General features: G+C 50.7%; 23 protein-coding genes, 1 tRNA gene and 1 riboswitch. Of the genes, 17 read left to right on the forward strand and 7 right to left on the reverse strand.

Translation table 11 applies throughout. The annotated features are described in order from the left end of the window. Positions 1 to 91 precede the first annotated feature (91 nt). Positions 92 to 263, forward strand: a riboswitch (Lysine riboswitch). 93 nt (positions 264 to 356) lie between these two features. The 15 genes from ACTNEN_RS03040 to ACTNEN_RS03110 all read left to right on the forward strand — a co-directional run bounded on the left by ACTNEN_RS03040 (position 357) and on the right by ACTNEN_RS03110 (position 15,078). Next, a complete protein-coding gene (locus tag ACTNEN_RS03040; RefSeq protein ID WP_441204600.1) occupies positions 357 to 1,286 on the forward strand; it encodes a transporter substrate-binding domain-containing protein in 930 nt (309 codons plus the stop codon). After that, positions 1,286 to 2,056 (forward strand): amino acid ABC transporter permease, encoded by a 771-nt coding sequence (locus ACTNEN_RS03045; protein ID WP_441204601.1) that lies wholly within the window; start codon positions 1,286 to 1,288, stop codon positions 2,054 to 2,056. The genes ACTNEN_RS03040 and ACTNEN_RS03045 overlap by 1 nt, the downstream gene beginning before the upstream one ends. A gap of 3 nt (positions 2,057 to 2,059) precedes the next feature. Then, positions 2,060 to 2,797, forward strand: a complete 738-nt coding sequence (locus ACTNEN_RS03050; RefSeq protein ID WP_441204602.1) for an amino acid ABC transporter ATP-binding protein — start codon at positions 2,060 to 2,062, stop codon at positions 2,795 to 2,797. 174 nt (positions 2,798 to 2,971) lie between these two features. Continuing rightward, positions 2,972 to 4,132, forward strand: coding sequence for an exonuclease SbcCD subunit D (locus ACTNEN_RS03055; RefSeq protein ID WP_441204603.1), 1,161 nt, complete (start codon positions 2,972 to 2,974; stop codon positions 4,130 to 4,132). Further along, complete coding sequence (locus ACTNEN_RS03060) at positions 4,129 to 6,906, forward strand: AAA family ATPase (protein WP_441204604.1); 2,778 nt, start codon at positions 4,129 to 4,131, stop codon at positions 6,904 to 6,906. The genes ACTNEN_RS03055 and ACTNEN_RS03060 overlap by 4 nt, the downstream gene beginning before the upstream one ends. A gap of 176 nt (positions 6,907 to 7,082) precedes the next feature. Further along, positions 7,083 to 7,304 carry an acyl carrier protein gene (locus ACTNEN_RS03065; protein ID WP_441204605.1) on the forward strand — a complete coding sequence of 74 codons (222 nt, stop codon included), beginning with the start codon at positions 7,083 to 7,085 and terminating at the stop codon, positions 7,302 to 7,304. A gap of 63 nt (positions 7,305 to 7,367) precedes the next feature. Then, positions 7,368 to 8,183: an acetyl-CoA carboxylase, carboxyltransferase subunit beta gene (accD, locus tag ACTNEN_RS03070; protein WP_441204606.1), complete on the forward strand. Its 816-nt coding sequence runs from the start codon at positions 7,368 to 7,370 to the stop codon at positions 8,181 to 8,183. 11 nt (positions 8,184 to 8,194) lie between these two features. Then, complete coding sequence (locus tag ACTNEN_RS03075) at positions 8,195 to 9,007, forward strand: acetyl-CoA carboxylase carboxyltransferase subunit alpha (protein ID WP_441204607.1); 813 nt, start codon at positions 8,195 to 8,197, stop codon at positions 9,005 to 9,007. After that, positions 9,004 to 10,002 (forward strand): ketoacyl-ACP synthase III, encoded by a 999-nt coding sequence (locus tag ACTNEN_RS03080; protein WP_441204608.1) that lies wholly within the window; start codon positions 9,004 to 9,006, stop codon positions 10,000 to 10,002. The genes ACTNEN_RS03075 and ACTNEN_RS03080 overlap by 4 nt, the downstream gene beginning before the upstream one ends. After that, positions 9,999 to 10,910, forward strand: a complete 912-nt coding sequence (locus tag ACTNEN_RS03085; RefSeq protein WP_441204609.1) for a nitronate monooxygenase — start codon at positions 9,999 to 10,001, stop codon at positions 10,908 to 10,910. The genes ACTNEN_RS03080 and ACTNEN_RS03085 overlap by 4 nt, the downstream gene beginning before the upstream one ends. Then, positions 10,907 to 11,866, forward strand: coding sequence for an ACP S-malonyltransferase (gene fabD, locus ACTNEN_RS03090; protein WP_441204610.1), 960 nt, complete (start codon positions 10,907 to 10,909; stop codon positions 11,864 to 11,866). The genes ACTNEN_RS03085 and fabD overlap by 4 nt, the downstream gene beginning before the upstream one ends. Then, positions 11,859 to 12,626, forward strand: a complete 768-nt coding sequence (gene fabG / locus ACTNEN_RS03095; RefSeq protein ID WP_441204611.1) for a 3-oxoacyl-[acyl-carrier-protein] reductase — start codon at positions 11,859 to 11,861, stop codon at positions 12,624 to 12,626. The genes fabD and fabG overlap by 8 nt, the downstream gene beginning before the upstream one ends. A 147-nt stretch (positions 12,627 to 12,773) precedes the next feature. Continuing rightward, positions 12,774 to 14,021, forward strand: a complete 1,248-nt coding sequence (fabF, locus tag ACTNEN_RS03100) for a beta-ketoacyl-ACP synthase II (RefSeq protein ID WP_441204612.1) — start codon at positions 12,774 to 12,776, stop codon at positions 14,019 to 14,021. Between the two features lie 2 nt (positions 14,022 to 14,023). Then, complete coding sequence (gene fabZ / locus ACTNEN_RS03105) at positions 14,024 to 14,461, forward strand: 3-hydroxyacyl-ACP dehydratase FabZ (protein ID WP_441204613.1); 438 nt, start codon at positions 14,024 to 14,026, stop codon at positions 14,459 to 14,461. Between the two features lie 164 nt (positions 14,462 to 14,625). After that, on the forward strand, positions 14,626 to 15,078 hold the full coding sequence (locus tag ACTNEN_RS03110; RefSeq protein WP_441204614.1) for a MarR family transcriptional regulator: 453 nt from the start codon (positions 14,626 to 14,628) through the stop codon (positions 15,076 to 15,078). A gap of 69 nt (positions 15,079 to 15,147) precedes the next feature. Here the strand turns inward: ACTNEN_RS03110 and ACTNEN_RS03115 are convergent, their stop codons facing one another. Beyond that, the gene (locus ACTNEN_RS03115) at positions 15,148 to 16,959 is read right to left on the reverse strand and encodes an acyl-CoA dehydratase activase (protein ID WP_441204615.1); all 1,812 of its coding nucleotides are present in this window, start codon (positions 16,957 to 16,959) and stop codon (positions 15,148 to 15,150) included. Then, the gene (locus ACTNEN_RS03120) at positions 16,956 to 18,248 is read right to left on the reverse strand and encodes a 2-hydroxyacyl-CoA dehydratase subunit D (RefSeq protein WP_441204616.1); all 1,293 of its coding nucleotides are present in this window, start codon (positions 18,246 to 18,248) and stop codon (positions 16,956 to 16,958) included. The genes ACTNEN_RS03115 and ACTNEN_RS03120 overlap by 4 nt, the downstream gene beginning before the upstream one ends. Before the next feature lie 408 nt (positions 18,249 to 18,656). On the opposite strand from ACTNEN_RS03120, the gene ACTNEN_RS03125 reads away from it, so the two are divergent. Further along, a complete protein-coding gene (locus ACTNEN_RS03125) occupies positions 18,657 to 18,884 on the forward strand; it encodes an HPr family phosphocarrier protein (protein ID WP_441204617.1) in 228 nt (75 codons plus the stop codon). Between the two features lie 128 nt (positions 18,885 to 19,012). Next, positions 19,013 to 19,573 carry a M48 family metallopeptidase gene (locus ACTNEN_RS03130; RefSeq protein WP_441204618.1) on the forward strand — a complete coding sequence of 187 codons (561 nt, stop codon included), beginning with the start codon at positions 19,013 to 19,015 and terminating at the stop codon, positions 19,571 to 19,573. Positions 19,574 to 19,621: 48 nt separating this feature from the next. On the opposite strand, the gene ACTNEN_RS03135 is transcribed toward ACTNEN_RS03130, so the two are convergent. The 5 genes from ACTNEN_RS03135 to ACTNEN_RS03155 all read right to left on the reverse strand — a co-directional run bounded on the left by ACTNEN_RS03135 (position 19,622) and on the right by ACTNEN_RS03155 (position 26,365). Further along, positions 19,622 to 21,253, reverse strand: a complete 1,632-nt coding sequence (locus ACTNEN_RS03135; protein WP_441204619.1) for a D-alanyl-D-alanine carboxypeptidase family protein — start codon at positions 21,251 to 21,253, stop codon at positions 19,622 to 19,624. Next, the gene (locus tag ACTNEN_RS03140) at positions 21,250 to 23,421 is read right to left on the reverse strand and encodes a sensor histidine kinase (protein ID WP_441204620.1); all 2,172 of its coding nucleotides are present in this window, start codon (positions 23,419 to 23,421) and stop codon (positions 21,250 to 21,252) included. Before ACTNEN_RS03140 ends, ACTNEN_RS03135 begins: the two co-directional genes overlap by 4 nt. A gap of 30 nt (positions 23,422 to 23,451) precedes the next feature. Then, positions 23,452 to 24,162 (reverse strand): response regulator transcription factor, encoded by a 711-nt coding sequence (locus ACTNEN_RS03145; protein WP_441204621.1) that lies wholly within the window; start codon positions 24,160 to 24,162, stop codon positions 23,452 to 23,454. Between the two features lie 269 nt (positions 24,163 to 24,431). Continuing rightward, complete coding sequence (locus ACTNEN_RS03150; RefSeq protein WP_441204622.1) at positions 24,432 to 26,051, reverse strand: C40 family peptidase; 1,620 nt, start codon at positions 26,049 to 26,051, stop codon at positions 24,432 to 24,434. Positions 26,052 to 26,292: 241 nt separating this feature from the next. After that, positions 26,293 to 26,365 (reverse strand) — tRNA-Lys (locus ACTNEN_RS03155). Positions 26,366 to 26,499 lie beyond the last annotated feature (134 nt).

A 26,499-nucleotide genomic window follows, 5' to 3' on the forward strand; every position in this document is an offset into this window, starting at 1 on the left:
GCAAAATTTATCCCGGGATACCGCTGTAATCCGTCAGATTTTGCCTTGACAGGGTTTCAAATGCGTCTTATAGTTACCAGGTAATAATTAAGTAGTATGTAGAGGTAGCGGTGCAAATGAGTACCCCACGGAGCCGGCAGGCGATGAAGTGAGGGAAAGGTAATCACCGCCGAACGGAGCCGTCCGGCAGGGCAGCTTGACCGTGGGGATGCAGACAACATCTGTATCACTCCTTCACCCGTTGAAGTGGCGCTATTGCTTATGGGAGAGTTCAACCGTATGTGATAGCACATACGGTTTTTTTGTTTTGCAGGGTTCTCCAGGGATTCCTGCAGCTCTTACAGGAGGAAATAATTATGAAAAAGAATCTTATGATTTCTGCAGCTGTTGTATCCGCAGCAGCAATGCTTCTTGCAGCCTGCGGAGCAGGTTCATCCACACCAGACGCAGCGACACAGGCAGCGTCCAGCGCAGCAGCAAAAACAGAGACTTCAGCTGCAGGCAGTGAAGCGGCAAGCTCCGCAGCAGCCGGACAGGAAAGCGCTGCGTCAGAGGGTGGTGTGCTGAGAGTCGGCATGGAGTGTAACTATGCTCCGTTTAACTGGACCACAACAACGACCAATGAATTTACCAAGCCGATCACCGGTGTAGACTATGCAGATGGATACGACGTTGTTATGGCAACCAAGCTTGCCGATGCCATCGGTAAGGATGTGCAGATTGTAAAGCTTGACTGGGACAACCTGATTCTGTCTCTCCAGAACAACCAGATTGATGCAATCATTGCCGGTATGACAGATACTCCGGACCGTGAAAAAGAGGTTAACTTCACTTCTCCGTACTATGAGTCAGAGGAGGTCATGATTGTGAAGGCAGACGGCAAGTATGCCAATGCTTCCTCGATCCAGGATTTCTCAGGTGCAACTGTGCAGGGGCAGATGAATACCATCTATGATGAGGTTATCGATCAGATCAATGGAGTAAAGCATCAGCCGGCGGCAGAGACATTCCCGGCAGCGATCCAGGCACTGCAGGCAGGCGCGGTTGATGGCGTTGTTTCCGAGCTTCCGGTTGCCAAGGGCGTCGTTGCAGCCAACAGTGATCTTGCAATCGTACGTTTTGCTGAGGGCAAGGGCTTTGAGGCAGACACCACCGTTTCCATTGCTGTGAGAAAGGATGACAGCGAGCTTAAGTCCCAGCTGGAAAAGGCACTCGAAGGTATCTCCAAGGATGAGAGAGATGAGATAATGGAGGCAGCTGTCAATCGTCAGCCTGCAAATGAATAATGTTTATAAACAACTGTATTGATATCATTAATAAATATGGCTCCAGCCTGATGCTGGGTGTCAGAACCACACTGATTGTGGCATTGACCGGTACTGCATTTGGACTTGTACTCGGACTTCTGGTGGGTGGCTTCCGTGCTGTCCAGCTGGATTATACTGCGAGTCCTGCGGCTGTTTTTGTAAAGAAGCTCTTTAACCTGATCGCCAATATCTATATCACGATTTTCCGTGGAACCCCGATGATGGTGCAGGCGGTGTTTATCTATTATGCACTGCTCAATGTCATTCACTGGGATACGCTCACAGCGGCGATCGTAGTTATCAGTGTGAATACCGGCGCCTACATGGCGGAGATTATCCGTTCCGGTATCCAGGCAGTGGATCCCGGACAGACCGAGGCGGCACGTTCCCTCGGAATGTCCAATGCCCAGACGATGCTTGGTGTAGTGCTGCCGCAGGCGATTAAAAATGCTTTCCCAGCCATCGGTAACGAGCTGATTGTCAACATCAAGGACTCCTCGGTGCTGATGATTATCTCTATCACAGAGCTTATGTTCCAGGCCAAAAGTATCGCAGGCTCCACCTTCCATTTTACGGAGACCTATTTCCTGGAGGCTGTGATCTATCTGATTCTGACCTCGATCGCCAGCCTGATTCTGAATTCTATTGAAAAAAGGATGAATCAGTCCGAGAACCGGACCCTGAAGCTTCCGATGAGCGATACGGATCCCAAGAGCATCGGATACAGTAAAGTGGCAGAAAAGGAGTAAGCTATGGCAGAACCAGTTGTTGAAATCAAGGATATCCATAAAAGCTTCGGTGCGCTCGAGGTGCTGAAGGGCGTGGATTTCTCGGTAAATGAAGGAGAGGTTGTCTGTCTCATTGGTCGTTCCGGCTCCGGTAAGTCCACCCTGCTTCGCTGCATTAACCTCCTGGAAAAGCCGGATAAGGGTGTGATTACGGTTTTTGGTGAGGACATCCTCCATACCCGTAATGTGAATGCGTACCGCGCCAAGGTGGGCATGTGCTTCCAGCAGTTCAATCTCTTTAACAATATGAATGTGCTTGAGAACTGCGTGTATCCGCAGCGGAAGGTCCGGAAGCTCTCCAAGGAGGAAGCGGAGAAAAACGCACTGCATTACCTTGATAAGGTAGGCATGCGGCAATTTGCCGGTGCCAGTGTGCGGACGATTTCCGGCGGACAGAAACAGAGAGTCGCGATCGCAAGAGCACTCTGCATGCAGCCGAAGCTGATGCTTTTTGACGAGCCTACTTCCGCGTTGGATCCCGAGATGGTTGGAGAGGTTTTAAATGTTATGAAGGACCTTGCCAATGAAGGTCTCACCATGATCATTGTGACCCATGAGATGGGCTTTGCAAGAGAGGTTGCAGACCGGGTTGTCTTTATGGATCAGGGCCGGATTGAGGAGCAGGGAGCTCCGGAGGAGCTTTTTGAGCATCCAAAGAGCGAGCGGACCATCAGCTTTTTACGCGCATCCGTTAATAAATAAGAGACATTTTTAAGAGACATTTTTTTAAAGCTGTATTACGATAGTACCGGCGGCAGATTTATCTGCGCCGGTATTTTTGCGTATTTATGTGCTTTTACTCTTGCGGCTTTACAGGCTTTTGTTTTACGCAAGCTTATACTTTTATATATTTTTAAATCAGGAGGAGCAGCAGAGATGAAATTTCTGCATCTTGCGGACCTGCATTTAGGCAAGCGGGTGAATGAATTTTCCATGCTGGAGGATCAGAAGGAGATTCTCCGGCAGATTCTTAGCATTACGGATGAGGAGAAACCGGATGGGATGCTGATTGCGGGGGATATTTATGATAAGCCGGTTCCGCCACAGGAGGCGGTGCAGCTGTTTGATGAGTTTCTCTATCAGCTTTCCGAGCGCAAGCGTACAGGCGGTGGCGCACTTCAGGTCTTTATCATCAGCGGAAACCACGACTCTGCAGAGCGGATTGCATTTGGATCGAGGCTTATGGACCGGACCGGAATTCATCTGTCTCCGGTATATAACGGAACCGTGCAGCCTTTTTGCATGCAGGACAGATATGGTGATGTCCGGGTCTTTCTGCTGCCTTTCATCAAGCCCGGAAATGTCAGAGCAGCCTTTCCGGAGGAGGCGGAGGAGATTGTATCCTACACTGACGCTGTGCGTACAGCCGTCCGGCATATGGATGTGAATGCTTCTGACAGAAATGTGATCGTTACGCATCAGTTTGTCACAGGGGCGGTGCGCTCGGAGTCAGAGGAAATATCAGTAGGTGGGCTTGATAACGTGGATGCTTCTGTTTTCCAGGCTTTTGATTATGTGGCGCTCGGGCACATTCACGGACCACAGACGATCGGACGTGAGAGCGTGCGCTACTCGGGCACACCCCTGAAATATTCATTCTCCGAGGTAAAGCAGCAGAAGTCCGTCAGTATCGTGGAGCTTTTAGCCAAGGGTACGGTCAGGATACGGACGAGGGAGCTGGTGCCGGTGCATGAGATGCGGGAGATCCGCGGAAGCTATGCGGAGCTTACCGCCCGGCAGAATTATGCCGGTACTCAAGTTCAGGACTATCTGCATATCACGCTTACGGATGAGACGGACATACCGGATGCCATCGGGAAGCTAAGGACGATTTATCCTAATCTCATGAAGCTTGATTATGATAATCAGAGGACAAGGATGCATCAGAGCCTGGAGCTTAAGGATAAGACGGAGCATCGCTCACCGCTTGAGCTGTTTCGGGAATTTTATAAAAGGCAGAACAATCAGGAGATGTCGGAGGAGCAGAGGAATTTTATGAAGGAAATGATCGAGAGCATCTGGGAGAATGAGTCATGAGACCGGTAAAGCTTGTATTGTCTGCATTTGGACCGTATGCCGCAAGAACGGAGATCCCGATGGACGCGCTCGGAAGCAGAGGACTATATCTTATCACGGGCGATACCGGTGCCGGCAAGACGACAATTTTTGATGCGATTACATTTGCATTATTTGGTGAGCCGAGCGGTCAGAACCGGGAGGTATCTATGCTCCGGTCCAAATACGCGGAACCGGAGGTACCGACGGAGGTGACCCTGGACTTTATGTATAGTGGCAAGCTGTACCAGGTGCGGCGGAATCCTGAGTATGAAAGACCGGCGAAGCGCGGAAGCGGTATGACGAAGCAGAAGGCGGATGCCGAGCTGACACTGCCGGACGGCACGGTGATTACCCGACAGAAGGATGTGGATCGGAAAATCCGGGAGATTCTGGGTGTGGACCGGAATCAGTTCTCGCAGATTGCCATGATTGCGCAGGGGGATTTTTTAAGACTCCTGCTGGCGGATACCAGGGAGCGGTCGGAGATTTTCCGGAAGCTGTTCCGGACAGAAAACTACCAGATCCTCGCAGACCGGCTGAAACAGAAATCCGGGGCATTGCAGGATGCCTGCGAGCGTGCGGAGCAGAGCCTTCAGCAGTATATCTATGGTGCGGCGGCCGATCCGGAGAGCGCATGTTACGAGAAGCTTAAGCGGATCCAGGATGCACCGGAAGCGCCGGAGGCAGAAGCAGATATTGCAGAGCTTCTGACAGAGCTCCTCCGGGAGGACCAGGAGAGACAGGATGCGGTAGCAGGTGAGATCAGGACACTGGACGTAAAGCTTAAGGACAATGCCGCAAGACTCCAGCAGGCGGAGTTTTATCATAAGACACGAAGGATGCTGGAGGATACACTTGCAGCACTGACCAAGGCGTCTCCGGAGCTTGACAGGCGGAGACAGATCAAGGAGCAGGAGGACCAGCGGCAGCCGGAGCGGGAGGAAGTAAGCCGGGGCATTGCCCTGATTGAGCAGGAGCTTCCGGAGTATGACAACCTTGAGGATACACTTCGGGCGCAGAAGGAGCTGAAAGGAAAAGCGCAGACACTTGCCGGAGCACTTTTAAAGGATCAGGAGGAAAGTACAAGGGAACGGCAGCTGCTTCAGGATAAAAAAACAGAGCTTAGCGCGTTGGGAGATGCTGCGGCAGTTAAGGAGAGACTCACTGCAAAAAAGACGGAGCTTGACCGCCGGATGCAGGATTTAAGCGCACTCTGGAAGAAAATAAAGGCACATGAGGAGCGGAAAACGCAGCTGGAGGAAGTGAGGAAGCAGTATCTTAAAGCGGCAGGAGAGGCAGAAGAAGCGGCACAAACCTATGTAAGCTTAAACCGTGCATTTCTGGATGAGCAGGCAGGGATTCTGGCAGAGCAGCTGGAGGAGGGGCAGCCATGCCCCGTATGCGGATCATTGCATCATCCTGCTCCGGCAGGGAAATCCGCCAAGGCACCTACCGAAGCGTCGCTGGAGCAGGCGCGGAAAACCTCGGAAAAGCTAAGTAAAACCGCATCCGATTTAAGCGCTCTGACGCATGGACGGATGGGCGAGTATGAGACAGAGGAAGCAAACATCCGCACCATAGCCGGGGAGCTCCTGGGGGAGCTGGCTCCGGAGGAAATCCGGGAGCGTACACGTACACTTGGAAATACGCTCTATCAGGAGAGCGGGAAGCTTAAGCTGGAAATCGAAAAGGCAGAGAAACAGGCAGCACGGAAAAGTGCGCTGGAACAGGAGATTCCTAAAAAAGAGGCGGAGCTACTGGCACGGGATCAGGAGATCGAGAAACGGAAGCTTCAAGTCCAGGAGCTTACCATCCGGGGAGAAGAGAGTGATCAGGCGGTCGTCGCACTGCAAAAGAAGCTGAAATATGCTGGTAAAGCCGATGCTCTACGTGAGAAACAGCGACTTGAGGAACTTAAAACACGCATGGACCAGAGTCTCAAGACAGCGGAAGAGAAGCTTATGGAAGCGCAGCAGGAGCTCACGCGTCTTACAGGACAGAAGGAGCAGCTGGAAAAGGAGCTTGCGCAGCAGATCCCGCTTGACTATGACAAAGAGATGGCAGCCGAGCGTGCGCTGAGCGCGGAACGGGATCAAAAGAGAGCTGAGGCGCAGAAGCTCCATGCCAGGATTTCTGCGAATGCTTCCGCTCTTACCCATATCCGCGAGCGCTCCGGTGAACTAAAAGCGCTAAGGCAGCAATGGAGCTGGGTCAGGGCACTCTCCAATACAGCAAACGGAACCATCACTGGCAAGGAGCGTGTGATGCTGGAGACATGGATCCAGACAAGCTATTTTGACCGGATCCTTGCAAGAGCCAATACCCGGCTCATGGTTATGTCCGATGGACAGTATGAGCTTAAGCGGCGGGAAACCGCGGAGAATCTTCGTTCGCAGAGCGGACTGGACCTCGATGTCATTGATCATTACAACGGTACGGAACGCTCGGTACGCAGTCTCTCCGGAGGAGAGTCCTTTAAGGCATCTTTGTCACTGGCACTGGGGCTCTCGGATGAGATTCAGTCCTCGGCGGGCGGGATCCGGCTGGATACCATGTTTGTGGATGAGGGCTTCGGTTCGCTGGATGAGGAATCACTGGGACAGGCAATCCGGGCGCTGGAGAGTTTGAGTGAGGGTAACCGTCTGGTAGGTATCATCTCTCATGTAGCAGAGCTAAAGGACAAGATCGGACGACAGATTGTCGTTAGCAAAGAGCGTAGCGGCGGCAGCAAGGTGGAAATTATTACTGACTGACAAAAAGCCATAAAACGTCAAAAATTAGACGTTTTATGGCTTTTTGTATATTTATTTATGCTTTACAGAATGGAAAACCGTCAATCTTTCTGTTGACTTAGGCAGAAAATCTGCTAATATTTGATTCTGTAATTTTACATAAAATAATTTAACTAAAATAATGGAAGAGGTATCATATGCAATTTGATGAGCTTAAAAAGATTATTGTTGACACGCTTGCCTGCGATGAGGACAAGGTAACTCCGGAAGCAAGTCTGGTGGATGACCTGGAGATTGATTCTCTATCTCTCGTAGAGCTGCACATGGCTCTTGAGGATGCCGTCGGTAAGACGATTCCGGATGGAGAAATCGGAAAGCTTCAGACGGTGGAGGATATCCTCAAATACCTCAATGCCTAAGTCTATGGTCCGGGTATTTTGTAACAGTGAGATCCTGGTATTAAGATCAAAGGAGGCTTCTCAATGGAATTACCGGTATTTAAAATCCCTTCCGGCTTTATCAGCTGCCGTGCCTGCGGCAGAAGGGCGTTGAAAATCCGCTGGAAAAATAACATGAATGTGTGTCCGATGTGTGGTCATTACAGTCCCCTGACGGCGTATGAGCGGCTGTCTCTTGTTTTTGACAAGGGAAGCTTCCGGGAACTGGATCGCGAAATTAAGGCATCCGACCCGCTGAAATTTCCGGGATATCAGGATAAGATCCGGGATCAGGAAAAAAAGACCGGACTCAGAGAGTCGGTGGTATCGGGTGTTGGAAGCATCGGAGGCATTAAGACCGTTGTTTCAGTGCAGGATAGCCGATTCTTTATGGGTTCCATGTCCCGGGCGGTAGGTGAAAAAATCACAGAAGCTGTGGAATATGCCGAGGCCAACCGCCTGCCGCTGATCATTTTTTCTGCGAGTGGAGGTGCGAGGATGCAGGAGGGAATCTTCAGTCTCATGCAGATGGCAAAGACCAGTGCTGCTGTGCAGCAGTTCTCGGAGCATGGCGGTTTATTTATAAGCTATCTTACGCATCCGACCACCGGAGGCGTCACCGCGAGCTTTGCTTCACTTGGAGATATTACGCTGGCAGAGCCGGGCGCGCTGATTGGGTTTGCCGGACCCAGAGTGATCGAGCAGACCATCGGTGAGAAGCTGCCCAAGGGCTTCCAGAGAAGCGAGTATCTGGAGCAGCAGGGCTTTGTAGACCGGATTGTCGAGCGGAAGGATATGAGAGCCGTACTGATCGACTTGCTGCAGCTGCATGTTGATTCCAGCCGCAGAGAAATGGCGTGAGGAGGCTTTGCATGGTGGAAAATCAAGGTAAGGAGACCCGGACATGTACGGCGGCAGAGCGGGTGCGTATTGCGCGTAACCCGGAGCGCCCGCATATTACGGATTTTATTGAGCACCTGTTTACAGACTTTTTTGAGCAGAAGGGAGATCATCTGTATGAGGATGATCTCAGCATTTACGGTGGGATTGCCCGCTTCAGGGGTGTGCCGGTGACAGTGCTCGGACACCGTAAGGGCAGGACTACAGAGGAGAATGTGCGCTTTAACTTTGGTATGCCGCGACCCGAGGGATACCGCAAGGCGCTTCGTATGATGGAGGAGGCAGAGAAATTTGACCGTCCGATTATTACGTTTATTGATACTCCCGGAGCATATCCCGGTAAGGAAGCCGAGGAGCATGGACAGGGAGAAGCGATTGCGAGAAATCTTGCGGCAATGAGCAAGTATACGGTGCCGGTGATTTCCGTCGTCACCGGAGAAGGAAATTCCGGAGGCGCGCTTGCAATCGGTGTCGCCAATCGGATCCTCATGCTGGAGAATGCAGTATATTCCGTGCTGAGTCCGGAGGGCTTTGCATCGATCCTCTGGAAGGATCCGTCCCGTCATGAGGAAGCAGCGGAAGTGATGAAGCTGACAGCGCAGGATCTTTTTCATGCGGGTGTCGCCGATGTAGTGGTTTCTGAGCCTGCGGGCGGAGCTCATAAAGCTCCGGAGGCGCTTTACCGGAATCTTGATAAGGCGTTAAGCGACTGTCTTACAGAGCTCCGGAAGCTCTCTCCGGAGGAGCTTCGGAAAGACCGGATGGAGAAATACAGAAGGATATGAGAGCAATTGAAATTATAGGAACGGGTTCCTGTGTTCCACATCATACGATTACAAACGATGAACTTGCCCAAAGCATTGATACCAGTGATGCATGGATTTATCCGCGCACGGGGATCCATGCACGGGAGTTCTGCACTGCTAGGCAAAGTACGGTAACCATGGCTGTCGAGGCTGCGCGGAAAGCAGTGGATGACGCAGGCATTCCCGTTACAGGGATCCGCGCGGTGCTTGCAGCCACGATGTCTCCGGATTTTTCCACACCGAGTACAGCGTGCTTTGTTTCGGAAGCATTAAAGCTGCGTGAGGATACTGCGGCACTGGATCTCAATGCTGCCTGCAGCGGCTTTATTTATGCGCTTGAGACAGCGAGGGGCATATTGTCCGGTATACAGGAGATGGAGCAGGAGGATGCGCCGTTATATGCCCTTGTGATCGGAGCCGAGCAGCTCTCCCGACTCCTTAAGCTTGAGGACCGTACCACTTCCGTCCTGTTTGGGGATGGAGCAGGCGCCGTTATCGTAAAGCTCACAGAGGCGGGGCGAAGCGATTACGCTGTAACGCTCGGCTCACGGGGCTCCCGGGATATCCTGGCGCCGGGGCTGTATACCGGCGCTATTGACAAAAGCGTGGATCATATGGTGATGAACGGCAAGGCTGTTTTTGTTTTTGCCGTTGAGATTATTCCGAGGCTGATTGAGAGGGTACTTCGTCTGAGTGGTTCGGACCTTGCGCAGATCGATTATGTCCTTTGCCACCAGGCGAATGCACGGATCATCCGGCATGTGGTGCGGAAGCTGCAGGTACCGGAAGCGAAGTTTCCGATGAACATGGAGCGTCTGGGAAATACCAGTGCGGCTTCGATCCCTATTTTACTCGATGAAATGCATGGAAATGGAACGCTCAGGGGCGGAGAGAAGCTGCTCCTTGCAGGCTTTGGCGGAGGACTTACCTTTGGTGGTATGCAGCTTAGGTTCCGCCCGGAGGACAGAACATGAAATATTTAAATGAAATCTTAGACATAAAATATCCGGTGATTCAGGGCGGCATGGCCAACATTGCCACCGGAGCATTTGCTGCAGCCTGCTCTCAGGCGGGCGCACTCGGCATGATTGCAACCGGGGGCATCCGGGAGGCGGAAATGCTGAGAGAGGAGATCCGTACAGCCCGGAAGCTGACTGATCAGCCCTTTGGTGTAAATCTTATGCTGATGCATCCGCTGACAGATGCGTTTGTAAAAATCTGCTGTGAGGAGAGGGTTCCGGTGGTGACGACCGGGGCCGGAAATCCCGGTCAGTATATGGAGCAGTTTAAAACAGCGGGAATCCTGGTAATCCCTGTTGTCGGTGCTCCCATCCTTGCAAAGCATTTGGAACGGTTGGGTGCAGATGCAATAATCGCGGAGGGCTGCGAGAGCGGAGGACATGTGGGAGAGATGACCACCATAACGCTGGTACCGCAGACCGTGGATGCAGTACAGATTCCGGTGATTGCCGCCGGAGGGATTGCGGACCATCGTCAGTTCCGGGCGGCGATGGCGCTTGGCGCCTGTGGAGTGCAGGTGGGTACGGTGCTGCTCGCTTCGGAGGAATGTCCGATCCATGAGGCCTATAAGCAGGCACTCATGAAAGCCAGGGGATCAGATACGGTAGTGACCGGCAGAATTTCCGGTACACTGGTACGGGTCCTTAAAAATCAGATGACAAAGGAGTATATCCGGAGGGAGAAATCAGGTGCCGACAAGATGGAGCTTGAGAGATTTACTCTGGGGAGTCTCCGCCGTGCGGTTTTTGAGGGTGACACCAAAACAGGATCCCTGATGGCTGGGCAGACCTGTGGACAGGTGGAGAGGATCCGTCCGGTTTCAGAGATTCTTGCCGGGATCTGCGGAGGTTTTGAGGGATGAGCAGAGCTTTTTTATATGCAGGACAGGGAAGTCAGCATGCAGGCATGGGGAAGGATCTCTATGAGACATTTCCGGAGTTTAGGGAGGCATTTGACAGAGCTTCCGCTCAGGTGAAAGGATTTGACTTAAAAACGGTATGCTTTGAGGGTCCGGAGGAGATTCTTCACGAGACCCGATATACGCAGCCTTGTATGACCGCCTTTGCTGTGAGCATGACGGAAGTATTAAAACATAAGGGGATCCTGCCGCAGTATACTGCCGGGTTATCGTTAGGTGAGTACGGAGCGCTGGAAGCGGCGGGCGTGCTGGACCTCGAGGCAACGGTCCGTACGGTAGATTTCCGGGGTCAGGCGATGGCAGCGGCATCTCATGGCATTGATTGTGGCATGACGGCGATCCTCGGGCTTACAGAGGATTGTGCTGCGGCATGCTGCGACAGAGCTAAGGAAGTGGGCAGGGTTTCTGTCTGCAATCTGAACTGTCCGGGGCAGGTCGTCATTGGCGGTGAATCTGCTGCGGTATCAAAAGCATCGGAGCTTGCTGCGGAGGCAGGTGCGAGGAGATGTATCCCGCTTAAGGTTTCGGGACCGTTCCATACCGCCTTTATGAAGCCGGCCGGGGATCAGCTCGGAGCATATTTCAAGGAGCTCAGCTTCCATACACCGGAGTGCGTTGTGATGTATAATGTTCTCGGACATGAAAATGATGCCCGTCTTAATCCGGATGGTCGTGAATGGTCTATCCCGGAGCTGCTGGAGCTGCAGGTGCAGCGTTCGGTGCGGATGGAAGACTGCATTCGCAGGATGCTTACGCTTGGAGTAGATCAGTTTGTGGAAATCGGTCCGGGCAAAACGCTGGCAGGCTTTGTACGGAAGACGGCGAAGGACATGGGCATCTCAACATATGAGGTGGTTTCACTGGAAACTGCAGAGGAGCTTGAAAGGTATCATGGATAATCAGGAAATTATAAAGGATGAACGTCGGACAGCACTGGTAACAGGCGGGAGCCGGGGGATCGGCAGGGCGGCAGCCCTTAAGCTGGCGGAAGCAGGCAACAATGTTGTTATCAACTATCAGGGAAATGAGGCAGCGGCACGTGAGACGGAGGAGCTGATTCATGCTGCCTGCCAGGATGCCGGGACACTTATTGTGCGGGCGGATGTATCCAGGGAGGATGAGGTCCGTGAGATGGTGGACAGTATTATGGATGCATTTGGCAGAATTGATATCCTCGTAAATAATGCCGGGATTACGCGGGATCATCTGTTGCTACGCATGACCGCAGAGGATTTTGATCAGGTGATTGCCACCAATCTCCGGGGATGCTTCCTCTTATCCAAGTATGCAGGGCAGCAGATGCTCAAGGCACGATATGGCAGAATCATTAATATTTCCAGTATTTCCGGAACCCATGGCAATATTGGTCAGGTCAACTACGCTGCGTCCAAGGCAGGTATCCTTGGTATTACAAAGTCTCTAGCCAAGGAGTACGCATCCCGTGGTATTACTGTGAATGCGATTGCGCCCGGGTTTATCCGTACGGATATGACGGATGTACTGCGTGAGGATATTCGCGAACGGATTCTTGCCGAGATTCCGGTCAAGAGGCTGGGAGAGCCGTCGGATGTAGCAGATGCAATCGTATTTTTATCACGACCGGAAAGCGGCTTTATCACAGGTCAGGTGCTGGGTGTTGATGGCGGAATGGGAATCTGAGGATACCTGAGAGAAATAACGAGCTTTGTCGATCAGACGGATATATCCAGATTTCAAGATCAGCCAGGAGAGTAAGATACGAAAGACTGAGAGAAAAGTCGGGATAGTCAGATTATTTCAGGTTAGGAAGGACAATCAAAACGTTTTATGGAAAAACGAAGCGTTGTAATCACGGGTCTCGGAACTGTAAATCCCACGGGAAATTCAGTGAGCGAGAGTTGGAAAAATATTATGAAGGGAAATGTCGGAATCGGACCGATCACAGCCTTTGACACGACTAATTTCCAGGTAAAGCTTGCCGGAGAGGTCAGAGATTTTCATCCGGAAACACGGATCAATAAGAGGGAGCTTAAGCATATGTCCCGCTTCACTAAGTTCGCGGTCTATGCTGCCGAGGAGGCACTGGAGCAGAGCGGAATCCTTACAGCGCTGGGCAGCACATATCGTCCGGAGCGGGTCGGCGTTGTGGTGTCTTCCGGCATCGGTGGATTTGAGACGATCCAGGAGGAGCATGACCGCGGACGGGAAAAGGGATATGAAAGACTGAATCCTTTTTTCATTCCGATGGCGATCTCCAACATGGCAGCGGCGCAGATCTCGATCCGGAATGGTCTTAAGGGTCTCTGCAGCTGTCCTGTGACGGCTTGTGCCGGAGGCTCCAATGCGATTGGAGATGCGTTTCACAGGATCCGGGATGGCTATGAGGATGCCATGGTTGCAGGCGGCACCGAGGCAGCCATTACAGAGCTTGCGATTGGAGGATTTTCCAGCATGAAGGCATTGTCCCATGCTGCGGATCCCAACCGGGCGTCGATTCCCTTTGATCTTGAGCGGAACGGCTTTGTAATGGGAGAGGGTGCCGGGATCCTTGTGCTCGAGGAGCGGGAGCACGCGCTTGAGAGAGGCGCAGCGATCCTTGCGGAAATCGAGGGCTACGGAGTAAGCTCTGACGCGTATCATATTACATCTCCTGCGCCGGAAGGAGAAGGTGCGGCCCGGGCTATGACAGCTGCGATCGGGGATGCCGGACTGACGGTAGCGGATATCGATTATATTAATGCACATGGAACATCCACACATCTGAATGACGCAGGAGAAACCAGAGCCATCCATCTTGCCTTTGGTGACGCAGCGGATCATCTTGTCGTTTCCAGTACCAAGTCCATGACCGGGCATCTGCTCGGAGGTGCGGGAGGGGTGGAGGCAGTATTCTCCGTACTTGCACTACGAGATCAGTTTATCCCTGCCACGGTAAATCTTAAGGTTCCGGATCCGGAATGCGATCTTGACTACTGTGCCAATGAGGGAAGACCCGCCGTACTTCGGCATGTGATGAGCAATTCCCTCGGATTTGGTGGACATAATGCCTGCCTTGTATTTGGAAGAAAGGGCTGAATATGGAGCTGGATATTAATGAAATAAAGAAGATCCTTCCGCACCGGTATCCGTTTTTACTGATTGATGCGGTAGAGGAGTATGAGCCTGGAAAATTTGCAAGAGCCAGGAAATGCGTCAGTGCAGATGAGCCCTTTTTTCAGGGACATTTTCCGGACTATCCTGTGATGCCGGGGGTTTTGATCATAGAGGCACTGGCACAGACCGGTGCGGTAGCGCTTTTAAGCCTTCCGGAAAATAAAGGTAAAATTGCCCTCTTTGGAGGCATCAGAAATGCAAGATTTCGCCAGCAGGTAAAGCCGGGAGATGTGCTGACGCTGAACTGCGAGCTGGTGCGCATGCATGGACCGGTCGGGATCGGACAGGCAGAGGCAAGAGTCAACGGGAAGCTATGCTGCAATGCGGAGCTGAGCTTTGCTATCATGGATCCGGTCTCGTAAAATCCGGCATAGTGAGATTAAGGAGGCTTACACAAGGCTTTTCATCGGCATTTTGCACAGCATGCAGCAGGCAGAAATTGTACTCATCTCTTAAATATTGTTACATAAATGCAATAAAAAGATGTTATAATAAAAATAATTAAATTATTGATCGAGGTGTAACTATGTTAAGTGATGAGATTATTGACATTTACAATAAGTGTCGACTCTATTTCTACATGCAGGTTTTTTCACGTTTTGAAAACCGTGAGGCAACGCTTACAACCGTAGAGTCCTTTAGCATGGAATGCATTAAGGCGCTGGGAGAACCCACCATCCAGGAGTTTGCCAATATGATGGGTATTTCCGCACCCAATGCAGCATACAAGGTAAATTCGCTGATCCAGAAGGGATATATAGAAAAGGTACAGTCCGCAAACGATAAGAGAGAATATCATTTACGCCCGACACAGAAGTTTCTGGATTATTATAATGTCAGCTATGCCTACGTAAAAAAGCTGGAGGAGCGCTGCAAACGCCGTTTTACATCGGAAGAGCTGGAAAAGCTGGATGAGATGCTCCGGATTATATCCACAGAGCTCATGCCGGAGCTTGATAAAAAAAATTTCCATAAATAATTTTTGTCAGTCTTGTCAGTAGTTATGGAATGAAAAAACCTCGCGTGGATTTCCATGCGAGGTTTTATTTTATGCTTTTACCATATCTCTTGCAAAAAGAGCGGCACCGAGAGCACCGCAGAGCTGTGCCTCCTCCCGGATTATAATCGGAGCACCGACCTTCTCCTCCAGCGTTTTGACAAGACCTTTGTTTTTGGATACACCGCCGGTCATCATATATTTCCCTTCGCCGCCGACACGCTTTACAAGGGCGCTTGTCTTGACCGCGACGGATTTGTTGAGACCATGTACAATGTCATCAGTGGATTTGTTTTCTGCAATCAGCGAAACAACCTCCGACTGCGCAAAGACGGAGCACATAGAGGAGATGGTGATATCTTCTTTATAATTCAGCCCGTGCAGTGACATCTCCTCGAGGCTGAGCTCCAGAGAATGCGCCATCATCTCAAGAAACCGTCCGGTACCCGCAGCGCATTTATCATTCATTACAAAGTTTATGACATTCCCCTTATCGTCCAGACGGATCACCTTGGAGTCCTGACCGCCGATGTCGATTACCGTGCGGACCTCCGGCTCCAGAAAATGTGCGCCTCTTGCGTGACAGGTAATTTCCGTGATGGATTTGTCACCGTCCTCGATCGCCGTTCTGCCATAGCCGGTGGTGACCATGGCGTCAATATCCGTACGCGCAAGCCCGGACTGACGGAGAGCTTCTTCCAGGGCTTTTTCTGCAGAGTTCTGCGCACCGGCACCGGTAGGTACAATTATGCCGCAGACCATCTTATTATCTTTATCCAGGATGACAACATCCGTTGAAGTGGAACCGGAATCGATTCCGGCAAAATATCCCTTACCCATATTCGTTTTCTTCCCTTCCAATTCCTCCGGGTCTATGCTCTCCGCAAAGGCTTCCAGACGTGTCAAAAGCTGACCACTGGAGGATGTAGTATAATCTGACTCGATTTTAAGGATCGGTACCGGAGCATGCTGTCTTAGATCCGCATATTCAAAAGAGTAAAAGTCACAGAATTTAATGGTGTGATAAATGATACCCTTGAGATTTGGATCATTAAGGAGCGCGCGGCGGCCGGTCTTATCCATCATGCGCATGCATGGAATCTGTTTGATGAGCTCATAGGCATACCAGTCCATGAGTCGTGCGAATGCAGGCGAGTCCAGCACATCTCCATCTGTCCTGGGAGACTGTGCAGCTTCCGGAGCTGCTGTTCCACTGCATTCTGTGCCCTGGAGCAGTTCTTCCCTTAGAGAAGCCAGGGTCGGTGGCATCACTTCACCCACAGAGCGGTTGTTGACACAGCTGTCATTCTGCACAGGTAGCGGCATGCAGTCCTGAACCATCTCAAAAAGCTGCTTCCCCATACGGGCGCCCAGCACACTTAAGTGAGGCTCCTGCAGACGCTTTGGCGGATGAAAGGCTGCCCGGAATTTTGCTTCGTCAAATTCCTGTCCCTTATAGTGGCGGTAAGCCTTGGCAAATGCAATGAGCTGAGCGGAGATCTGCTCACGGGAGCATGCCCAGCCGCTATGCAGCATATCGATCATGTAAAGGAAATCAAGCTTTTTTGAGTCCCTAAGGATGTCATAGACAGAGCGTATGGTATCACAGCAGTTGACCAGTACCAGCTCATGAACTTCACCAGCCATGACAGACTGCATCAGTGCCTTGCCGAAGCCGCAGACATTAGGATTGATAACCTGATCGGCAAGCTCAAAGCCCTCCGGCATATGGTTAAGATTGCTGTATTCCCCTTCAAAGGCAGCCATCAGCTCAAGAGGCGTATATTTGCATACATAGTAGCTGCATCCGTTTTTCCGGATTTCCATTGCACCCTCGCAGCCCTGACATTTTGTCTGATTCATGCGGAAACCTCCTTGGAATCTTTGGATTTATCAGCCTCCAGCATCTCGAGAAACGCTCCGAGGCGGGTTAAGGTCTGTCCTTCACCGCCGTGGCTCCGGTCACAGCCATCCCCATCCAGAAGGAGACAGGGAAGCCCTGCTTCCTCAAATTTCTTTTTGGCAAGAAGCGCGCCGCCCAAAGTATGCTTGCAGCCCCAGTGATTGAACCAGACCACACCATCCGCGTGCAATGCTCTGGCATGCGCGATACCGTTGTCGATCCGGCGGTGGATAGAACCGTTGAGAGCATGGTGAACCATGCGGGATGCCATGGCGCGGTAGGGATTGGATGGATCAAAGTCCGAGGAGCATACGGACTGCAGCTCGTCACCGACAATCTGCGCATCCTCCTTGAAATATAAGAGTGAACGGACGGCATCGGACCAGAAGGGGAGCGTATGCATCCAGTAGATACGCTGTCCTCTGGCAGGACCTGCTTTTTTTATGTCCTGATTTAATAGATCTACATAGTGCTCGTTCTGTTCTGTCCCAAGCAGGATATTGTTGGTCATACCGGAGTAAAGCGGAGTGACAAGGTCCGTCGGCACATATTTCTCGGCCTTTGCAGTCTGATACTGCTCAAACTTCATAAGCGTCCGCCTGGAGCGTTCCACGCGGCTCCTGAGCTTATCCTCCTCAATTGTCTTTCCGGTTTCATGCTCGAGCCATAGCTTAAGATCCCGGAGCTGCTTCTCCACATAGCTGATGTCCGCCTCTGTCATCGCCATCGGTACGTCAATGGAGAAGCAGGGCACATGATAGAGGTCCGCAAGGTGACGGAAGGTCACAAGATTTGCGTCACAGGTCAGGTTGGTGTACACAATGCATTTTGGCTTTGGCATAAGCCCGCGTTCAGCAGCACCGATAAATGTCCGGTGATAGCTGCAGAGGGTCTCGGACAGACCGTCATTTTCTGTCTGCTGCAGGCAGTAACGCTCTACCCGGGATGCCTCAAGATAACAGCTGAATGCTTCTGCATTATATGGATGGAGACCTGCCTCCTGCAAAAGCTCACATGGTACAAAAATACTTACAATCGCAGAATGGTCAGGTGATTTGAGTGGTGCCAGCATGGACTCCATCATAAACTGTGCGAGATACCGGTCTGCGGGCATCAGCCGTTGATCCGGAAAGTGACGGAATTTAAAATTCTGTGCCTCCCAGCCAAGCTTTAACAGCCTCCGACCCTGTGCCGGGTTACGGTCGGTATATTTTGTGACATATTGACCAAAGGTCTCAGTGATATTCATGGAAAACTCCAATATATAAAATTATTTAAAGAAACCCCACTATTTTAGGAGCATCCGCGTGGCTTGTCAATGGAAGAACCGGTTGGAATTGCACTAAAATGAAGGAATCCGATGGACAGATCGCCATGAGAAATAACGCTGTAAACGATTACAGCAAATCTTAATACCATGGCGAATGCAGGATACTTGGCAGAAATCACTCCTTTTTTTGTGCATATTTACATTGTTTTAACGAAATAATATGTCAATGTAGACAGATAATAGATTGATTCGTACATATATTCGCTGTTTCGACTGTTGAATCCGGATCTTTAAAATGTTATAGTATCCGCAACCTGGACGTCCGAAACCAATCGGGGCGTAGGATGATATGGATTATTATTGTTTTCCAGGTAAGAGGTAAAAAGAATGAGTACTTTAAATGTAATGTTCTCATCCGTGGATGCGGTTAGGAATTTTGTAGCCAAAGTATCCAATATGCCGTTTGATCTGAATCTTGGGGCTGGAAGCCGTATTGTGGATGCGAAATCTCTTGTTGGTGTAATGTATATGGGAATCGGCAGAGTGATCCCGCTGCATGCTCCGGCAGAGAAGGAAAATTATGTAAAAAGCGAGCTTGCAGAGTATCTTGTGTAATCAGAGCCTGCATGAAATCTAATTAAACCAGATAGTAAGGCGGACCGCAGCATTGCTGTGGTCCGCCTTACTGTATTCCGGGATCGGGATATGATTCCGGATCGGGAAAGATGTGATATAGTAGCAGCATGGAAATCGAAATCAGAAAAAGCAAGCGGAAAACAATCTCTATTACGGTAACTCAGCAGGGCGGAGTGATTGTCCGTGCGCCATACCGGACACCGGATGGATACATACAGAGAGTACTGGAGAAGCGGGCAAGCTGGATCGCAAAGCATCTGGCTCAGGCAGCGGAGCGGCGCGCCCGGGAACCGGAGCCGGAACTGCTCACGGGATCCGAGGAAAAGGCTTTACGGAAGCGTGCCAAAGCGTATATTCCCGGAAGAGTGGAGCTTTATGCAGCAAGGCTTGGTGTAAAGTACCGAGCGATCAGCATTCGCATGCAGAAGACAAGATGGGGGAGCTGCAGCATCAGGGGAAACCTTAATTTCAATGCGCTGCTGATGCTGACGCCACCAGAAATCATAGATTATGTGGTGGTTCATGAGCTCTGTCATCTTAAAGAAATGAATCACTCGCCAAAATTCTGGGCAGAGGTTGCAAAAATCCTGCCGGACTATAGAGCACGGCAGGATTGGCTTAATGCGCATGGCAGCAGGATCATCGCCCGTAAGTATGGCAGAACCTGAGCAGATCCACCCGGAAAGATGGCATGCTGTTTCATTAAATTTAAAAGTTTATTTTCTGCGGTAGCGTCGATCATGGTCCCGGTTATTGAGCATCAGATCCCGGCGAGCCTTCTGCTCCCGTGTGAGGTCCCTGGTATGCTTCAGCATCCTGGCTCTCCGGCGTTTCCGGATAAACTCGTCTCTTCGTTCCAGAAGGTAATAAAGTAGGAAAATGATTCCGGTAATCGCCGCGAGCAGTCCGAGAATCACGAGAACTCTCAGGACCGGCGTCTGAATGATAATCCGGCCGCTGTTACGATCAAAAATCACAGGTGCATGGTTTTCCCGGGACTCCTGGGGCAGCTGCCCGGCAACAGAGGGCTTCACGGCTTCCTGACTGCTGTCCATGGAAATGCTTTGCGGTACGGTTTCCTGCACCTTGGCCTCCATGATTGTGGCATCCTCGGAAGCCGCCGCAGTTTCTTCCGCAGGAGCCTTAAGCCGGATATAGGCATTGCCGACGGCTTTTCCGTCTAAAGTATAATCCACTCTTGCAATGGCAGCATCGTTTCGTTCGTCATCGCTGAGATCATATATGAGCTGAGAGGATACCTCCGAGAAGCTTATGGTCTTAGGCAGGGTCACATGATCTGTTTCATCAATTGAGAATGTGAGAGCATTCACGAGCGGAATGCCGTCTACCGTAAAATGATTCCCGATATCCGAGTAGGTGGCATCGTTTGCGGCCACCGGCAGGGACTGAAATGACGTATATCCGAAATCAAACAGCGCCTTGGTATCGGTATACTGGCAGTTATGACCATTTAAAATCACGCAGATCAGCGTCATACCATTCCGCTTGCAGGCGGTGACGAGTGTGTTGCCTGCTGCCATGGTATATCCGGTTTTACCGGCAAAGACTCCCTCGTAGTATTCCGGGTAGACACGGCGCATCATCCTGTGATGTGCATAGACCGTGTTTTCCGGCGCGGAAGCCTCGGGATACTTGCTGATCGGGGCGTGGGTATATACCTGTGTGGCATCAATCTGCCGGAAGGTCGGATTTTTAATGGCATACTGCATGATTTTAGCGTAGTCCCGGCAGGTTGTGTAATGATCCGGATTATTGAGTCCGGAGGGTGTTACAAAATGAGAGCCGGTGCAGCCAAGCTCCTGTGCCTTCTGATTCATAAGATCCGCGAATGCTTCGTTGGAGCCTGCCACGTATTCCGCCAGTGCATTGGCACAGTCGTTGGCAGAGTGCAGCAGGAGACAGTAAAGGCAGTCCCGGACGCTCAGCTTGTCTCCGGCAACGGCACCGATGACTGTGGCATTGTTTTCCAGATTGGTATTGGTCGCCGCATAGGAAAATGTCACCATATCATCCAGATTTTTTACATGCTCCAGTACGATCACTGCGGTCAGAACCTTGGTGATTGACGCGGGATAATACGGAGTGTCTGCATTTTTTTCATAGAGCACCGTGCTGGAGTCGGCATCGATGAGAATCGCGCCCTCCGACTGAATCTCTGCAGCCGGTTCCGGCCATTGCGCTGCTTCTGAAGTGATCTGTCCCGAGATCATGCAAAGAGGAGCAGACACTGTAAAGGCGGATACCGGCAGCAGGGTAATTGCGGAGTAAAGCAGCAGTCCTGCCAGTGACTGAAGCAGTATTTTGTGTTTTAAAATGTATTTTTTCATGATGTACTTTCTGTAAGTTCTGCCTTGTTTGTAACCTTAGGCAGGATAACCTCAGCTTTATAGAGATCTCCGTCGATGCTGATAACAAACTGACCATGCATCAGTGCTGTGAGACTTTTGGCAATGGCAAGTCCCAGACCGGAGCCCTCGGTGGTTCTGCTGACATCTCCCCGGACAAAACGTTCGGTAAGCTCCTCAGGTGAAATATTAAGAGGTGAGGAGGAAATGTTTTTAATTGTTAAGACCGCCCGGCTGTCCTCCTCTGAGATATCCACATAGACGCGGCTTTCCCTGAGTGCATATTTACAGCAGTTATTGAGGAGATTTTCTATGACTCTCCAGAGATGCCGCCCATCAGCCAGGATCATGACCGGATGATCGGGATAGTGCTCCACGATTTCCAGCTTGCAGGTATGAAATTTGTCCTCGAACTCACCCAGTGCCTGCATTACGATTTCACTGTAATTGATTTCCGTAAGCGTTATATTGACGTTTCCGGAGCTGGCCTTGGACGCCTCCACCAGATCTTCTGTCAGTGTTTTGAGACGGTTGGATTTCTGGTCCAGCACGGCGAGATACTCCTGAACTCTCGGATTATCGATATGCTCCCGCTTCAGGAGATCCACATAATTAATAATTGATGTCAATGGAGTCTTCAGATCATGTGAGACGTTGGTGATGAGATCGGCTTTTAAGCGTTCAGATTTTACTTGTTCATTTACTGCCTTGGTAAGGCCAGTGGCAATGCGCCAGGTGTAGAAATCAATCGCCAGCATGATAAAAAATAGTGCCACAGCGACTAGAAACGCAAACAGACTCTGGTGCTGGAAAAATCGTATCAAGAGCACAACGATCATGGCAAAGGATGCAGCATTCGGAAGCAGAAAAAGAAAATAGCTCCAGAATTTTGGCGCCGTCAGCGCAGCGGCATGGATGTAGTAGCGGATCAATTGGAGTATCCGGTAGATCAGTGTATTGTGCCAGAGGACATCCGCCTTATAGGTCCGGACAATCGACAGGCAGAGAGGCACAAACATGATGTATTTCAACAGGAAGGAAACTGAGGTCTCCCAGAAATCCCACGCCGGTAAACTCCCCAGGATTAGTTCGATAGAATTAAGCAGTGCAGGCGTCAGATGGTCAGCAGCACGGAACCAGCCGGCAAACATCAGAAGCACAAGATCCCCAGGGAGTTTATCCAGCGGAAAGAGATAAATCCGATTGTCCTCCGCATGCTCCGGATGTCCCGCCAGCAGGACGAGTGTTGCCAATGTCACTGCCGCAGTAATTGCCGAGATGGACAGGAGGATGATGCCGACAATGGCACTTTTCCTGCGTGCGTTATATGCATGAGCGGCCTCCTGAAATGCATCCTCTGCAGGGAAATTGGTGTCAATGCCTACCGCAAACTCATAGTCTCCATTGTCATAGGGATTTCTTGCCTGCAGCAGGGGGATCACATTGGACGGGGCGGTTTTCAAATTGGTACGTACCTCCAGATTTGTGCTGTTTGTACAGATGTATTTTCCAAGCTCCGCAATTTGTGCCGGTGTCATGGCCGAATCATTGGTATATGTGACAGATTTATCGCCCTGCGCGTAGTAAGCAAAAAACTTGAGATTGGTTGCATGATCAAAAAACTCGCTTCGCACTGCATAGTATTTTGCAAGATAGGTAAGCGTTTCCCGGGCAAGCTGCCCCATGCTCATAATGCCGTCAGCGGGACTCGAAGGCTGATAATCCGGCATATACGCCCGATACGTCACTCTGATTTTGTTTTTCAGGTCCTCCTCGTGGGAGAGCGTTGCAGGACCGTCGTCCGCAAGCTCATTTTTATCATTAAGGTAATAGCCCATCGAGCGGGCATACTTGATCAGATAATCCAGGCTGTAGGAAGCCGGTTGTCCGTTTCGCTCTCCCTGCGCAATGACCTGATTCAGATCCAGTGTGCCCTTTTTTTCAAAAAGATCCTTAAGATTGATATAGTCAAAGATGTCATTTACTGATTCGCTGACTCTTGACTCAAAGGCGGAAGAAGTAATGTACTCAGGCTGGCGGATGGAGTCCAGAGCGGTTTTATCCGAGGTTCCGAGCGTCAACATAAAGATGCTGAAAAGCAGCATCAGAACTGCCAGCGCGTGAATGGTTCCGGCAATGATTTTTTTCATAAGCTGAATCCTTAGTTAAATCCTTTTATCTTAGTCGCCGTCCTTGTCCTGCTTCTCGATTTTATATCCCACACCCCAGACGACCTTAAGGTAGCGGGGCTCCTTGGGATTGATTTCGATTTTTTCCCGGATATGTCGGATATGCACAGCAACGGTATTGTCGGCTCCGATTGCCTGCTCGTTCCAGATGGATGTGTAGATTTCATCAATGGAAAATACCTTGCCGGCATTTTTTACGAGGAGCAGGAGGATGTTGTATTCGATCGGAGTAAGCCGTACAGGTTCGCCATCCACAGTGACCTCCTTGGTATCATCATTCATTACAAGACCTCCGCAGGTATAGATATTATCGTTCTGCGGATCTCCGATATTTCCGAGCTGTGTGTAACGGCGAAGCTGGGATTTGACTCTGGCTACGAGCTCCAGCGGATTAAAAGGCTTTGTAATGTAATCATCGGCACCGATATTTAATCCAAGGATCTTATCATTATCCTCGCCCTTGGCGGATAAGATGATGATCGGGATGGAGGAGGTCTCACGGATTTTTAAGGTTGTCCGGATGCCGTCGAGACCAGGCATCATGACATCAATGATCATGAGATCAACCTTGTTGTTTCCCATGATATCTAGTGCATCATAGCCGTCATATGCCTTAAGTACGTTAAAACCTTCTCCTGTAAGGTATATTGAAATTGCTTCGACGATCTGCTTGTCGTCATCACATACAAGAATTGTCTGCATGTTCTGCCTCCCGTTTCCAAGGCTGCAGCAGTCACATACCTGCTGCAGGGGGTAAATAAACAATTTGATACCCTATTATACAATACCGTCAGTTGCAATGCAAAGACACAAAAAATCCTGCGGGATGGACGTGTTTCCATTTCGTCGCATCTCGCAGGACAAGTTTAAATCTACATTTTTACGGTATAAATCTACAGTATAGAGCAGTGTTTGTTTAAAACGTATACATTCGCATGCTCTTAAAGGCAGACCAGACAGGAAATGTCTGATCAGCTGAAGATCCGCCATCCCGCAATAAAGTTGTTAGCCCACCATCCGGAGAGAGATCTGTGGACAACTCTGCCGTTGGAGGAGGATGCATCGATGACCGAGCCGCCGCCGGCACAGATACCTACATGACCCGATACCACGATGATATCACCTGCCTGCAGTTCGTTGTAGGAGACTCTGCGGAACCGGCCCGGATTTCTCCAGCCGGAGGAGGTCATATAGGACACTCCGACACCTGCCTGGTTGAGACACCAGTAAACAAAACCGGAGCAGTCAAAGGAGTTCGGACCCTTGGATCCCCAGACATACGGACTGCCGATCTTGGAGGCGGCGATGGATACCAGTGCGCCAGCGGAACCGGATACTGTTGCGCCTCCGCCGCCGGCACTGGCGGAACCGGAGGAAGCGGAACCGGAGCTCTTGGAAGAGCCGGACGAGGATTTACCTGATGTCTTACCGGAGGAGGACTTACCGGAGCTTGTGGAGGTCTTAGGCTTAGGCTTGGACTTGGCATTACCGGACCGTAACAAAGCCATGGTGCTCATACCTGCTGTACCATCGGATGCAAGACCGTTGACACTCTGGAAGGATGCAACAGCAGCTTTGGTCAATTCTCCGAAATATCCGGAAGCATTATCCTGAGACAGATATCCATATTTTACAAGCAGATCCTGCAGCTCTTTTACCGCATCCGACTGCTCACCGATCCGCATGGCATACGGCTTGGCTGTATCGGCATCCATAGCGGCTCTGGTATCTGTGCCAAGGTAGCCATCGACAATCAGATCGTTGCGGGACTGGAAGGACCGGATCGCATCCTGTGTGGTCTGTCCGAATTGTCCATCCGCTGTGCCACCCATATATCCGAGATCAATCAGACGCTGCTGATATTTCTTTACGAGATCAGACTGCTCGCCGAGAGCGATGATGTTGGCCTTGACATCATCAGAGTAGAGCAGATCATGTGTGCTCTGTCCCACGGTTCCATCGACAGTGAGACCATTCACCGTCTGCATCTTGCGTACCGCAGCTTCTGTTGTATCATCAAAGGTTCCGTTGATCTGTCCGGCCTCGGAAAGATACCCCAGGTTATACAGACGATACTGGATATCTGTGACATCATCTCCCTGGAAGCCCTTTTTAACCGCATAGCGCGGGGCACTGTCCGACATGATGGCATCCCAGGTATCGACACCGGTAATGCCATCCATGGTCATGCCTGCCTGACGCTGGAAATACTGCACCGCCTTGGAGGTTGCGGCGCCGTAATAGGCTGTCGGCTCATCGGCATCCATATAACCGAGATCCATCAAACGCTGCTGGAGATCACTTACGACACTGTTGATGACACCGACCGTCAGATTGACAGGGGCAAGCGCTTCCGCATTGGCGTCAATGGTTACGCCCTCAATGGAGGGTAATACATTAGCATTGGCACCAAGAGCAGCGACTGCCTGGACAGCCTGTGTTTCCTCGGCAGTGGTAACGACAATATCCGAAGCTGATGCGACTGCAGTGGTGGCGGTAGTTCCGACCTTCTGTTCGCAACCGGTAAGCCCCAGCAGGACTCCGGTCAGAAGCAGCGCAGTGCCTCGCCGATATAACTGATTTTTTATCATGCAATGTTTCCTCTTAGATAGTTCAGCATACAATTAGCTCAATTATAAAATCTTATAGATTATAGCACCGTTTTCCCGGGAGTTCTTGAAGATTCTCTTACGATACCGGGGATGCGAATGTCTCCTGCGGTTGTACGGCACGATGCCAGAGGCATGAATGCGGCCTGCGTTGGTGCAGCACAATTTCACAGGATAAAAATCAAGAAACAAAAAAACCGAAAGCTAAGTGCTTCCGGTTTCATGCGCCTTCAGGGACTCGAACCCTGGACAAATAGATTAAGAGTCTACTGCTCTACCAACTGAGCTAAAGGCGCATCTCAGTGGGCTGTTTCACAGCGCTCATTTACTATACGAAATCCTAGGGGAATTGTCAAGCAAAATTCTAAAATATTTTTAAAAGCAAACATTTTAAAGTAAAAGTGAATCAGATTGCGATTCTGGTAAGGTG

It is taken from the genome of Oribacterium sp. HCP28S3_H8 (assembly GCF_052064775.1).
In the GTDB taxonomy this organism is placed as follows: domain Bacteria; phylum Bacillota; class Clostridia; order Lachnospirales; family Lachnospiraceae; genus Oribacterium.